General features: G+C 62.4%; 12 protein-coding genes. 6 read left to right on the top strand and 6 right to left on the bottom strand.

Annotated features, from left to right (window positions below; all coding sequences use genetic code 11):
* Both EN879_RS08925 and EN879_RS08920 read right to left on the bottom strand, forming a co-directional pair.
* On the bottom strand, positions 1-440 hold a 440-nt coding region (locus EN879_RS08925), incomplete at its 3' end, for an alpha/beta fold hydrolase (RefSeq protein WP_245493808.1).
* A gap of 48 nt (positions 441-488) precedes the next feature.
* The gene (locus tag EN879_RS08920) at positions 489-1,097 is read right to left on the bottom strand and encodes a CDP-alcohol phosphatidyltransferase family protein (RefSeq protein ID WP_063167716.1); all 609 of its coding nucleotides are present in this window, start codon (positions 1,095-1,097) and stop codon (positions 489-491) included.
* Between the two features lie 195 nt (positions 1,098-1,292).
* Here EN879_RS08920 and EN879_RS08915 point away from each other — a divergent pair, with 195 nt between their 5' ends.
* The 3 genes from EN879_RS08915 to EN879_RS08905 all read left to right on the top strand — a co-directional run bounded on the left by EN879_RS08915 (position 1,293) and on the right by EN879_RS08905 (position 4,788).
* Positions 1,293-1,772, top strand: a complete 480-nt coding sequence (locus EN879_RS08915) for a MarR family transcriptional regulator (RefSeq protein WP_063167717.1) — start codon at positions 1,293-1,295, stop codon at positions 1,770-1,772.
* Positions 1,769-2,950, top strand: a complete 1,182-nt coding sequence (locus tag EN879_RS08910) for an HlyD family secretion protein (protein WP_013532371.1) — start codon at positions 1,769-1,771, stop codon at positions 2,948-2,950. The genes EN879_RS08915 and EN879_RS08910 overlap by 4 nt, the downstream gene beginning before the upstream one ends.
* A gap of 305 nt (positions 2,951-3,255) precedes the next feature.
* Positions 3,256-4,788, top strand: coding sequence for a DHA2 family efflux MFS transporter permease subunit (locus tag EN879_RS08905; RefSeq protein WP_013532370.1), 1,533 nt, complete (start codon positions 3,256-3,258; stop codon positions 4,786-4,788).
* Positions 4,789-4,837: 49 nt separating this feature from the next.
* On the opposite strand, the gene EN879_RS08900 is transcribed toward EN879_RS08905, so the two are convergent.
* Together EN879_RS08900 and EN879_RS08895 are read right to left on the bottom strand one after the other, a co-directional pair.
* Positions 4,838-5,347: a CAP domain-containing protein gene (locus EN879_RS08900; protein ID WP_063167718.1), complete on the bottom strand. Its 510-nt coding sequence runs from the start codon at positions 5,345-5,347 to the stop codon at positions 4,838-4,840.
* A 251-nt stretch (positions 5,348-5,598) separates the two neighbouring features.
* On the bottom strand, positions 5,599-6,822 hold the full coding sequence (locus tag EN879_RS08895; protein ID WP_027163217.1) for a TadE/TadG family type IV pilus assembly protein: 1,224 nt from the start codon (positions 6,820-6,822) through the stop codon (positions 5,599-5,601).
* Positions 6,823-7,122: 300 nt separating this feature from the next.
* Between EN879_RS08895 and EN879_RS08890 the strand changes: the two genes are divergently transcribed.
* The gene (locus EN879_RS08890; protein WP_013532367.1) at positions 7,123-7,947 is read left to right on the top strand and encodes a DUF2189 domain-containing protein; all 825 of its coding nucleotides are present in this window, start codon (positions 7,123-7,125) and stop codon (positions 7,945-7,947) included.
* A gap of 14 nt (positions 7,948-7,961) precedes the next feature.
* Positions 7,962-8,813 carry a dienelactone hydrolase family protein gene (locus EN879_RS08885; RefSeq protein WP_063167719.1) on the top strand — a complete coding sequence of 284 codons (852 nt, stop codon included), beginning with the start codon at positions 7,962-7,964 and terminating at the stop codon, positions 8,811-8,813.
* A 25-nt stretch (positions 8,814-8,838) separates the two neighbouring features.
* Here EN879_RS08885 and EN879_RS08880 read toward each other — a convergent pair whose 3' ends face one another.
* Together EN879_RS08880 and EN879_RS08875 are read right to left on the bottom strand one after the other, a co-directional pair.
* The gene (locus EN879_RS08880) at positions 8,839-9,471 is read right to left on the bottom strand and encodes a LysE family translocator (protein ID WP_024504845.1); all 633 of its coding nucleotides are present in this window, start codon (positions 9,469-9,471) and stop codon (positions 8,839-8,841) included.
* A gap of 131 nt (positions 9,472-9,602) precedes the next feature.
* Complete coding sequence (locus tag EN879_RS08875) at positions 9,603-11,588, bottom strand: TadE/TadG family type IV pilus assembly protein (protein WP_027163218.1); 1,986 nt, start codon at positions 11,586-11,588, stop codon at positions 9,603-9,605.
* A 230-nt stretch (positions 11,589-11,818) separates the two neighbouring features.
* Between EN879_RS08875 and EN879_RS08870 the strand changes: the two genes are divergently transcribed.
* Positions 11,819-12,548 (top strand): TIGR01459 family HAD-type hydrolase (locus EN879_RS08870; protein WP_164774349.1); only part of this gene is annotated, 730 nt, incomplete at its 3' end.

The raw sequence follows: 12,548 nt of genomic DNA, 5'->3' as shown, positions 1-12,548 counted from the left end.
ACCATGGCGCGCAGCTTCGGCGCATAGTCATGCACCCAGGCGGCGGCCAGAACGGCGCCGAAGGACTGCGCGATCAGCGCGATATCGCGCGTGGCGAAGCCATCCCTTTCAGCGATCTCGCGCATGAAGCAGTCGATGTCGCGCACCAGCGCCGAGAAGGACGGGGCATAGCCGCGCTCGCCGGACGAACGGCCATTGCCGCGGGCATCCCAGGCATAGAAGGCGTGGTCCGGCATCCGCAATTCATCGACGAGATGGGCCATGCGGCCGCCATGCTCGTGGCCGCGATGGAAGAGCACCATCGCGCCTTTGGCATCGGCCGAAGCCGCCGGCCAGAATCGGTAGAAGATCTCCGTCCCGTCATGGCTGCGGAAGACCCGCTCCTGCGCTTGCCGCGCAAGGCTTTCCGTGGCCGCGGCGGCGACCGGTTCGTGCATCATGGTCTTTCCCTCTGGCGGCCCCACTGGCGGCATGGCGAGCCTCGATGCTCAGCTGGCGCTGCCAATAAGCCCGGCGCGTATCCGGTTTATGGCGGTCAGCAGCGAAAGCGTTGCCATGGCCGGAAACACAAATGGCGCGATCGATGCCGGCCACAGCCCTGGGGCGCACAGCACGGCGACGACGCCAAGCGCCAGCGCCCTGTCGCTCTTGCCGAACGGCCCGGCATAGTTGCGGCCGATCTTGGCGGCGATGCCGAGCACGCCGGCAAACTCGGTCAGCACCGCCGATATTGCGAAGGCGACGACGCCCCATGCGCCAAATTCCGGAAAGACGGCAAAAGGCAAGATCAGCGCGAGGTCCGAAACGACGTCGCACAACTCGTTAAGATACATGCCGAGCGTCGAGGCTTGGCCATGCTCGCGCGCCAGCATGCCGTCCACGGCATTCAGCGCCATGCGCACGAACATCACCACGGGGATAAGCAACAGCAGCCAGCGCCATTCATGCCGGATCGCAATGGCCGCGCCGGCGGCTATCGACATCGCGGCCGCCAGGATGGTTATGCTGTTTGCGGTGACCCCGATGGCCGCCAGCCGATTGACCAGCGGCCGCAGTCGGCCCTGGAAGGCCGGCTTGAGAGCGTAAAGCGTCGGCATTGCGTTGATCCCCCGATCCTGTTCAGCGGCTGTACATCAATATGCCAGACGCGACCAGCGGAGAGGCGGCGCGGCCATCATGCGTTCGCAAATCGATAACCATGATTGGCCCGGCAAAGCTGTCATGCACATTTGTCGGCTTTGTGTGCACTGCGGCACCTTGAATAGTGAGCACGCTTATTATATATCCCGCTCATGGTTTCCGATGGCATCGACAGATTGGGCTTCTTGATCCACGACGTGCAGCGCCTGATGCGCAAGCGCTTCGAGGCGAGGGCCAGTGGCTTGGGGCTTTCTTCGGCGCAATGGCGGCTTCTGGTCCGCGTTGCCAAGGAAGACGGTGTCGCGCAGGCGCGGCTGGCCGAACTTCTCGAAATCGAGCCGATCAGCGTTTCGCGCCTGGTCGACCGCATGGAGGAGGGAGGCTGGATCGAGCGTCGTTCCGACGCTGCCGATCGCCGCGTCCGCATGATCTTCCTGACGCCCAAGGCAAGCGATGCCTACGCCGTGATCAAGAGCATTGCCGGGGAAGTCTATGAGGAATCGCTTGTCAACGTGAAACCGGAAGCCCGTCGCATCCTCGTCGAGGGACTTGAGGCGATGGTCCGCAACCTGACCGACGACGAGACGCCGTCCATTGAAAAAGTGAAGAACACAGAGGGCGCAGCAGCATGAACGCGGTAGCCAAGATAGACGAGAAAGTGACCGAACTGGAAATGGAAGCGCCGGCGCAGCCGGCCGCGGCCCCGGCGACCGTTGCTCCCCCGGTGCAGCCGGCTCCGGCGCCGGTGAAGAAAAAGCGCCGGCTGGGCCGCTTCCTGCTGATGGTCGCGCTGCCTGCGGCATTGGCTGTTGGCGGCGGCTATGTCTGGGTTACCGGCGGCCGCTATCAGGAGACCGAGAACGCCAATCTGCAGCAGGCCAAGGTGTCGATCGCTTCCGACACGGCCGGCCGCATCGTCAAGGTCGACATCTTCGATAACCAGCTGGTCAAGCAGGGTGACGAGCTGTTTGCCATCGACCCCGAGCCCTACCGGATCGCGTTGGCGCAGGCCGACGCGGCGGTGGCGGGCGCGCGTCTCAATGTCGAGCAGTTGCGCGCCGCCTATGGCCAGTCGATGGCTCAGCAGAAGTCCGATGCCAGCCAGGTCGCCTTCGCCCAGTCGCAGTTCGACCGCGCCGCCGATCTTGCCCAGAAGGGCATCAACGCCAAATCGTCGCTGGACGAAGCCAAGAACGATCTCGACAAGGCCAAGCAGCAGCTCGCCGTTGCCGAGCAAGGCATCATCAGCGCCAAGGCAGCCCTTGGCGGCAATCCCGACATCGAAACCGACAAGCATCCGACCGTGATGGCCGCGCTCGCCGCGCGCGACAAGGCCGCCTACGACCTGGCGCAGACCACGGTCAAGGCGCCGGCTGACGGCATCGTCAGCCAGGCCTCGTCGTTCAAGGTCGGCCAGTATGTCGGTTCCGGCACGCCGCTGTTTTCGCTGGTCGAGACCGGCGACACTTGGATCGATGCCAATTTCAAGGAAACGCAGCTCACCCACATGAAGCCCGGCCAGAAGGCCGAGATCGTGGTCGACACCTATCCGGGGCGCACCTTCGAGGCGACGGTCAAGGCGATCGGCGCCGGCACGGGAGCCGAGTTCTCGCTGCTGCCGGCCCAGAATGCCACCGGCAACTGGGTCAAGGTCACACAGCGCATCCCGGTTCGTCTCGAACTGACCGATGCGGACGCCAAGATGGCGTTGCGCACCGGCATGAGCGCCACCGTTACCGTCGACACCGGCGTGGCGCGTGGCCTGCCTTCGATCTTCGGTCACGCCACGGCCGGCGAGGCCGCGCAGTAACGTCAACAGAATGCCGCAGGACCAGCGGCGGAGGTGAATAGCAGGATTGGTCTGATGGGAGGAGCTGGAAGGATCAGCGTTTGGGCACGCCGCATAGCGGCCTGGCCGAAGTCTGAAATCTCCGACGCGGACCCGTCGGTCCTCATGTTTCCGGGCGGCAGGCATCCGCTGATCAGAGACTTTCAGTCGATGTAACCCCCACATCGACAATCGCGTCCCACCGCGACGAGGGTCTCTCAACGGAAGGCGTTGCCGCCCGGAAACCCCTTGTACACGTTTTTGTTACCTGCTGGAAGTTCCACGCCATGAGCACGCCCGAACCCTTCAAAGAAGTGCCGCATCGCGGCCTGATCACGGTCGCGCTCATGTTGGCGACGATCATGCAGGCGCTCGACACGACGATCGCCAACGTCGCGCTGCCGACCATGACCGGCGATCTCGGCGCCTCGCCTGACAACATCAATTGGGTGCTGACCTCCTACATCGTTGCCGCCGCCATCATGACGCCGGTCACCGGCTGGCTGGCCGATCGCTTCGGCCGCAAGGAACTGTTCCTGACGGCGGTGGTCGGCTTCACCGTGTTTTCGATGCTGTGCGGCATCGCCTGGAGCCTGGAGACCATGGTGTTCTTCCGGCTGATGCAAGGCGTGTTCGGCGCCGCGATCGTGCCTCTGTCGCAGACCTTCCTGCTCGACATCAATCCCAGGGAACGCCATGGCCAGGCGATGGCCATCTGGGGCGCCGGTATCATGCTGGGTCCGATTCTGGGCCCGACACTCGGTGGCTGGCTGACCGAGAATTTCAACTGGCGTTGGGTGTTCTTCATCAATCTGCCGGTCGGCATCGTCGCCTTTCTCGGTATGGCCGCTTATTTGCCGGCTATCGCGCGGCGCGTGCGCGGCTTCGATTTCTTCGGCTTCGCCATGATATCGCTCGGCGTCGGCGCGCTTCAGCTGCTGCTCGACCGCGGCGGCGAGGTCGACTGGTTTTCCTCGGTCGAGATCTGGATCGAACTTGGTCTTTCGCTCACCGGCTTCTGGGTGTTCATCATTCACACCATGACGGCCGAGCACCCCTTCATCGATCCCAAGATCTTCCTCGACCGCAATTTCGTGACCGGGCTCGCATTCATCTTCGTCATGGGTGTGCTCATCCTGGCGAGCATGTCGCTGCTGCCGCCGATGCTGTCGACCATCTTCGGCTATCCGACCGTCACCATCGGCATCGTCATGGGGCCACGCGGCGTCGGCACCATGATCTCGATGCTCGTCGTCGGGCGGCTCATGAGCAGGATTGACGCCAGGATCCTCGTCGTCATCGGCTTCCTGCTGACCGCGCAGTCGCTCTACACCATGTCCAGCTTCACCCCGCAGATGGACAATTGGCTGATCATCAGCTCCGGCGTCATCCAGGGCCTGGGCATGGGGATGGTGTTCGTGCCGTTGTCGACCGTCGCCTTCGCCACGCTTGACGTGCGCTTCCGCACCGATGCCACGGCTCTGTTCAGCCTGGTGCGCAATCTTGGCTCGTCGATCGGCGTGTCGGTCGTGACGGTGTTGATGGTGCGCAACACGCAGATCAACCATGCCGAGCTTTCGGCCTTCATCAATCCGTTCAACCCCAATCTGTGGGCTGTCTCGCCGGCGGCCGCAGGCGGCGACCCAACGGCGCTCTCGCAGGTCGATCGCATGGTCAATCTCCAGGCCATGATGATCTCCTACGTCAACGACTTCAAAATACTCATGGTGATGACACTGCTTGCCATCCCGTTTGTTTTCCTGCTGCGCAAGCCGAAGCAGGCGCCAGCCGGCGGCGCGCCGGCGGCGCATATGGACTAGCTTTCCATCAAATCGTCTTGGGTGTGGCGCACCGAACCGGCACGTTTTCCTATTTTCCGAGCACGAGGCTCCAGTAACGGAGCTTGCTGTCGCTGCCGTCGCGCACATAGGCAAGGCCGAAGCGTGTGAAGCGCGGGTCGAGCATGTTGCGGCGATGGCCTGGTGAATGCACCCAGATGTCGAACAGCTTATCGAGGTCGAAACGACCCTCGGCGATGTTCTCCGCCGCGGCACCGGAAATTCTATTGTCCCTGACGCGCGAGGCGAAATCCTTGCCCCAGCCGGTGGTGTGGCTCATGCGGCGGCGCTGCGCCATGTAGCCTGCCTGCTGCAGGGCGGCCTGTTCGAGCTGCCGGTCGGGGACCAGCGGCGCGAGCCCGGCCGAGGCGCGGATGCTGGCCAGCGTGCTGGTGGCGGAGGAGGAGACCCCGGCGCCTTCGCCGGTTGGCAGTGAAACGGTGCTGCAGGCGGCGAGCCCCGCCAGGGCTGCGAGGCCGGTCAGCACCATGCGCCTGTTCAGCTTCGGGATCGGGTGGGTTTCGATTTTCGCTATGGTCATGCCTCTGAGATAATAGCGATCATGGCTTTTGCCGGGCAGGGCGGCGAAAATCGAAGAGGGGGCGACAGACTGACGCTGGCCGGTACAACGCTGATCGGCGTGGCATGCTGGGCGGAATTTCACCAGGCGATCGACGGCGCTGCCTATCCCAGGCTGGCCGGATTGCGCCTCGCATCGAAACCGATCCGGCCGTGCGTTACCGCCATTTTTCTCAACGCTACCGCTGGCGCCGCCGCACGTCAGGTTGTCTCTCATTTCACCAGAGTGATCATCCGATCGGCATACATTGTGCGATTTCCAAGCGCCGCCGCGCAGTCGGACTTGACGGACGAGTTCCCGGTCATCTGTATCGTATTGCCGACAAGCCTGAGACAGTCGCCCTGGGCGCTCATATCAGAATTGCCGGCGTAGGAAATGGGCGCGTCCGGCGCGTAGATGAAACCGCTGAGCACGGAATTTGCGCCACCATTCAATGTCAGGGCAGACGTGTTGCCGTGATCCTGGAAAATGGTGATGCCAGCATAAGGGCCGCTGGTGGGCGGGGAAAGGTTCACCTTCTCATTGGCATTTATGTAGATCTGAGCGCTTTCCATGAGGAAAATGGTCACGCCCTGGCCAGTCAGGCTGCCGTTTCCCCCTGGCTTTATGGTGGTGCCGCGCATGATGTAGACGCCCGGATTAAGCGTGATGTTCCCCGATAATGTCTTGTCGCAATAAGTGCCGGGCGACAGCGTGTAGGTTTTGCCGTTCGGGACAGGCAAACACAATGTGTAAGGGGGAGGAACGACGTCGGCCAATGGATCAAAGGATGCGTACCTATGTTCGTGCGGCGTTCCGCAGGCGAGACTGGCGCTGGGTGGCAACAGCCCGCTGGTGCCACCGACGGTTGAGACACAGCCGGCCGAAACCAGTGCGGAACCACCCCTGTTGACGGAATCCGACGCGTCCGAGTTCGCCGCGATCACGCAATTGTCCATCGAGACGTTGGTCGAGCCCTGCAGGTTCACGGCGGCGGACGCATGCGGATCGAGCGCCAGCACGCAGGCCTGCGCGCCAGGTTTTATCTTGACCGAGGCCGAGCGGTAGGCCTGCCAGGGGGCCGAGGCGCTGATGAAGCTTGGGCGGCTTATGCTGGACGACAGCGAGATAAAGTAGGCGCTTGGACTGCCGCTTGCCGTTGCCGCGAAAGCGGAGACGCTGCCCAAATATTCCTGCTGGTCGGCCGCGCTCATATTGGCGGCGAAGAACTGCAGCCCAAGCTGCTGGACATCGCCAGCCGCCATATCGGGAGAGAACTTCGTGCCGATGGCGAGCCCAGCCGCGTCCAGCGAGTTCTGGAGTTGCGAGGCGTCATGGCTCGTGCCGATCAGATCGACGGCGCCGGCCAAACCAATCATTATTGGCAGCATAGCGAAGGCGGTCGTTATGGCAAAGTTGCCGCGCTCCGAAGACCAGAAGGCTTTCAATGCGAACATAGTCCCTCGCCGAAACTCGTAAAGCTCAGGTGATACGCCAGGGATCCCTACGAGTAATTTAAGTAAATGCTAAAATGCGTAAATGCTAAAATGCAGCACAATGATTGGCCAAAACGAAGGTCTGCCAAGGTACGCCATATGAGAGGCCATACGGAGAGTTGAACACAACGAGGAGTTGCTCCCCAGGCCATTGACCCGGCGACAATCGCCGCCAACTCTGCTATCATGCTTCTCGATCTTGAAGTGGCAGCTCTGGCGGCCATCCAGGCGGTGACCGCCCCGACACACGGGAGGAAGGTTATGGCCGGCTTTCATGTCATGGCGGACGCACGTGGAATGCATGTGCAGCCGACGGTGCGCCGCATCACCACGTCGGACCTTTGGGATGCGTTGCGTCTCGGGTTCGAGGATTTCTGGGCAAAACCATCGCACTACGTGTTCCTGTGCCTGATCTATCCCATCGTCGGCCTGATCCTGACGCAGTGGACGTCCGGCGCCAATGCCATCCAGCTCATCTATCCCCTGATGTCGGGTTTCGCTCTGGTCGGGCCGTTTGCGGCGCTCGGCCTTTACGAGATCAGCCGCCGGCGCGAGCTCGGCATGAACACCTCCTGGCGGCACGCGTTTGATGTCCGGCGCTCGTCCGCGATCCCGTCGATCGCCGTCATCGGCGTCATGCTGGTGGCGCTGTTCCTGTTGTGGCTCTACACCGCGCAATCGATCTACACTGGCCTGTTCGGAGACCAGCCGCCGGCCTCGATCGGCGGCTTCATCCGCGACGTGCTGACCACCAGTAAGGGCTGGACGCTGATCCTTGCCGGTAATGCCGCGGGCTTTGTCTTTGCCGTAATCGTGCTGGCCACCACTGTGGTTGCCTTCCCGCTGCTGCTCGACCGCGACGTCGGCGCCGTCTCAGCCATCGAGACCTCGGCCCGGGCGGTGATGGCCAACCCGCTGCAAATGGCGCTGTGGGGCTTGCTGGTCGCCGTGCTTCTGGTGATCGGTTCGATCCCGCTGTTTGCCGGGCTCGCCGTCGTCATGCCGGTGCTCGGCCATGCCACCTGGCATCTCTACCGCAAGGTGGTCGAGCCGGAGCGGGCACAGCAGATAAGACGGCCGATGTAACGAAGCAGGCACCCATGGCCTTCACCCTGCCGAGACTGCCCAACAAGGTCGTCTGTCTGACCTGCCTTTGTATCGGTAGCTATCTGCATGCCGCGCCAGCGCGCGCTGACCAGCCGGTGCAGTTTGAAAGCGCGGCTTCGGAGCCAACGCCATTTCAGAAGCGCATTGCGCAAGCGGGCGGCAACGTCCCGAGGGCCGTTCCCGGCACGCCGCTGCAGGGGTATTTAACGCGTCCGCCGGGTGAGGGGCCGTTCCCGGCTGTCGTGGTTCTGCACGGATGTTCAGGTTTGCCCCGAAGTGTAAGGAAAACCTGGTCCGAGCGACTGTCTTCCTGGGGTTACGTCGTCCTCGTCGTCGACAGCTTCAGCACCCGCGGCATTAAGGAGACCTGTGATGGCCTCCACCCTGTTGATCGCGTATATGACGCCTACGGCGCTCTGGAATACCTATCAAAATACAGTTTTGTCGACCCGCGGCGCATTGCGTTGATGGGGTTCTCCGCTGGCGGGAACGCAACGCTCGAGGCCTTGCAGTCTGGTGGAGACGAGCGGCTTATGGAGCGCAAATTCAAGGCTGCGATCGCCTACTATCCGGATTGTTCGGCAACGAATGGCGACATGGCGGTCCCGACCTTGATCCTGATCGGCGAGCTGGACGATCGGACCCCCGCCAAAAATTGCCAGGAGATGATGACGCAGCGCAGCGGCAAGGGAAGCTCTGTGCAGCTTGACGTCTACCCGGGTGCTCGTCACGGATTTGACTCCGCAGGATTGAAGACCGGCATCGAGGCCTATGGTCAGTACAATGCTGCCGAGCAATCCATCCTTGCCTCTCATGCATTCCTGAAAGAAGTCTTCGGCGGCTGACAGCGGCGACCGCCGGTTTGCACTCTCAGCGCTGCGCGTCTGTCGCCATCTTCAGCGCAAGAGCCGCCAGCACGGTTCCCATCATCCAGCGCTGGATGACCAGCCACAAGGGCCGTCCGGCGAGAAAGGTGGCGATTGAACCGGCCGTTACCGCGATGACGGCATTGACGCTGAGGCTGATCGAGATCTGTGTCGCGCCGAGCACCAGGAGCTGCGACAGGACGTGACCCTTGCCGGGGCTGATGAACTGCGGCAACAGCGACAGATAGAGCACGGCCACCTTCGGATTGAGCAGATTGGTCATCAGGCCCATGGCGAAAAGCTTGCGCGGCCGGTCCCTCGGCAATTCGCGCACTTCGAATGGCGAGCGTCCGCCCGGCTTCACCGCCTGCCAGGCCAGCCACAGGAGATAGAGCACGCCGGCAAAGCGCAGCGCATCATAGGCGTAGGGCACTGCGAGCAGCAGCGCGGTGATGCCGAATGCCGCCGCCAGTACATAGAAGACAAAGCCGAGCGCCACGCCGCCAAGCGAGATGAGCCCCGCCTTCGGCCCCTGCGACAGGGAACGCGAGATCAAATAGATCATGTTGGGGCCAGGCGTCAGCACCATGCCGAGGCAGACCAGCGCGAAGGCGAGATGATTGGCTGTTTCGGGCATCTGTTCTTCCCCAGCGCGCCGCGAATGGACGCGCGATCCGGCAGGCGGCCAAGATGTGCCTGTCCCGGGAGGCGCGCGCAAGTGCATGGCGGCGCCAGCCGTTGTTCCAGCCAGCCCCCGAAGCCTGAGGATCAGCCGACGATGCGCAGGTTCGACAATTCGTTGCCGATTTCCTTGAAATCGTTCGACAAGCTGGCGCCGGTGGCATTCCAGAACAGTTTTGCCGGCTTGCTCGCGTCCGTTGGATCCTTGCGGAAGCGCGAGTTCGACGAGCAGGATTTCAGCGCCTCGATCGCCTGCTGATCGGCGGTTTTGGTCGTCGACAGGTCGAGCGCCACCGTCATCACCATGATATTGGCTGCCTTGGCGTTGTTGCAAAGCGTCGCCATCTGCTCGTTGAGCGCGTTGGTGTAGTTGCCGTTCGAATAGTCGAACTGGCCAATGGCGCTCGATGTGCCCATGAACAGGCGGCCCACCGAAGTGCCGTTGTAGCCTGGGTTGAGATAGCCGAAGGACGCATAGGTCGATTTCGAATCGGCGGGGTCGGAATGGCTGAGCGAGGACGGCGTGTAGTAGGTATTGGCGCCGTCGGTCAGCACGATGACGACCTTGTCGTTGCCTCTCTCGGTTTCCGGGCGGCCTTGCGTGAACGGCTCGCCGCTCGAAACCACCCGCCAACCCCAGGCCATGCCTTCGGGAACATTGGTGCCGCCATCGGGCTTCATCAGGTCGATCGCGGCCTTGATCGCGGTAAGCCCAGTGGTAACGCTGACATCGGTCAGCGGCGTGATCGGGTTGGTGGAGCAGCTGTAGTTCGGCCCGTTGCCGGCGGCCAGCGCCGGCGCATTGATCGGCCTCGGTTGGAAATATTTGGACATGTTGCGCAGCCGGGATTGGCCGGTGCTGCTCGTCGGGTCGTCATTCCACCAGCTGTTGATGGCGCCATAGGTCGTCGGCGCGGCCTCGTCGGGATCCTGGGTGAGCCTCCAATGGTTGCCGGGTTCGTCCGGGGCGAACATCGGCACAAACATCGTCGCCGGATCGCCGACCCCTATGCCGGTGTTCGCCGAGCCGCCGGAAGGCGCCGCGTCGTTGACATTGTAGGGATAAGGCCTGGCCTCGACGCAGCCCTGCCAACTGGCGAACGGGCCATAGGTGTCGATGTAGTCGTATTCGTCGTGGTCGCGTTTGCAGGTGTTGTTCGGGTTGTATTCGTCGCACACCACGCGCTTGCTGTTGACGACACGCTCATGGTTGGTGACGACCTTCATGTCGCGATAGAGCGAAAACCGGGTCAGCATCTGGCCTTCGTCGGTTCCCCATCCGGTGCCGCGCTTGTACCAGATGCCGTTGGTCTGCTGGGCGTATTTGTCGGCTGCGTTCAGCGTCGACCAGTCGAAATTCTCGTTCGATACCGGCGACAATCCTTCGGTATCCATCCAGGGCGCATTGCCGTTGCCGGGCCCGACATTGACCGAGGCGGCAAACGGCACGAGGCCGAACTGCACCGGCCTGTCGACCTGCTTGATCATCGCCGCCTGCTGGGCCAGCGTGTCGACCAGCTGTTTTGCCGCGGTCTTGAGAAGGTCGATGCGCGTTTGCCCCGAGCCCGTTCCGGTCTTGGTCATCGACCCGGAATTGTCGAGTACCAGGGCGACTTCAAGAGTGTTCTTCAGCCGCACTTCCGAGGTGATGTTGAAGCTGATCCTCTGGTTGGCGTCGGTTTCGGATTTGCCGACGAGCTGGCCGAAGACCGGATAGAAATAGGGCTTGTAGTCCAGCCGCGCGGTCATCTTGAGCAAGCCGCCGCCGGTGGTGTTGCTTGGCAAGGTGACGGTGAGCGTCGTATTGGCGGGATTGATCTTGTTGAGGTTGGCATTGAAGAAGTCGAGCGCATAGGCCCTCAACTGGTCGTCGGTGGCACCCTCCGTCAGCCGGCGCGCCGTGGCGAAGTTTGCGGCATCGAGCGCGTTCGAAACCGCCTGTTTTTCGCGGCTCATCTCGGTGAAGTCGACGGCCATTGCCAGGGCGCCCATCAGCGGAACCATAGCGACGACCGTCATAAGAGCATAGTTGCCGCGTTGGTCGCGGCAGAACTGACGCCAAAGTCCATGCATGTCTTGGAGCGGCCCCCGCCGGCGGATTCTCGATCGACGCCAGCTTTCCACAAAACGCTGAAGGCCGGGTTTGGCAAATCGCTCTATTGCCGGGTCAGCACTTCACCAACCGCTAACCAATCGTGCCTGGCGAAAGCTGGTGACAGGCCGGAATGGTTCGGCTAATCCGAACCGGCTGCGGCGAACCGTCTGTCGTGGCGGTCGCAACGATCATGACTGAAGGAAACGGCATGGCGGATTCGCCTGAAATCATCGGCTCGCTCGAAGACGTGTCGAAGGCCTATTCGGCAATCCTGTGCGACGTCTGGGGCGTGGTCCATAATGGCGAAACGCATTTCCCTGTGGCGGCCTCCGCATTGGCAAGGGCTCGAGAGGCGAAAATCCCCGTCGTCCTGATCACCAATTCGCCGCGCAGAAGTGCCGATGTCGTGGCGCAGATGAACGCGATCGGTGTTCCACCGTCAGCCTACGACCGGGTGGTTACCTCAGGCGACGTGACCCGGGATCTGATCGCCGAAGGGCCGCGCAAGATTTTCCATATCGGCGCCGACCGCGACTTCACCCTCTATGAAGGTCTCGACGTCGAGCTTGTCGAGGAGTTCGAGGCGTCCGGCGTCGTCTGTACCGGCCTGTTCGACGACGAGGTCGAGAAGCCCGAGGATTACGCGGAGCTCCTGCGGCGGCTGCGCGCCAGGAACCTGCCTTTCATCTGCGCAAATCCCGACATCGTGGTCGAACGTGGCGAACGCATCATCTGGTGTGCCGGCGCGCTGGCGCGTGACTATGCCCAGCTCGGCGGCCGCACATTGATCGCTGGAAAACCTTACGCGCCGATCTACAATCTCGCGATGAAGGAGGTTGCCGAGATTCTTGGCCAGCCGGTCGAGCGCGGCCAGGTGCTGGCCATCGGCGACGGCATGATGACCGATGTGAAGGGCGCCGCCGACAATGGCTTCGATG

Source organism: Mesorhizobium sp. M7A.F.Ca.AU.002.02.1.1, assembly GCF_003998535.1.
GTDB lineage: Bacteria > Pseudomonadota > Alphaproteobacteria > Rhizobiales > Rhizobiaceae > Mesorhizobium > Mesorhizobium ciceri.
Note: the sequence above shows the minus strand (reverse complement) of the source record. Positions and strands in the feature narration are given on the sequence as shown.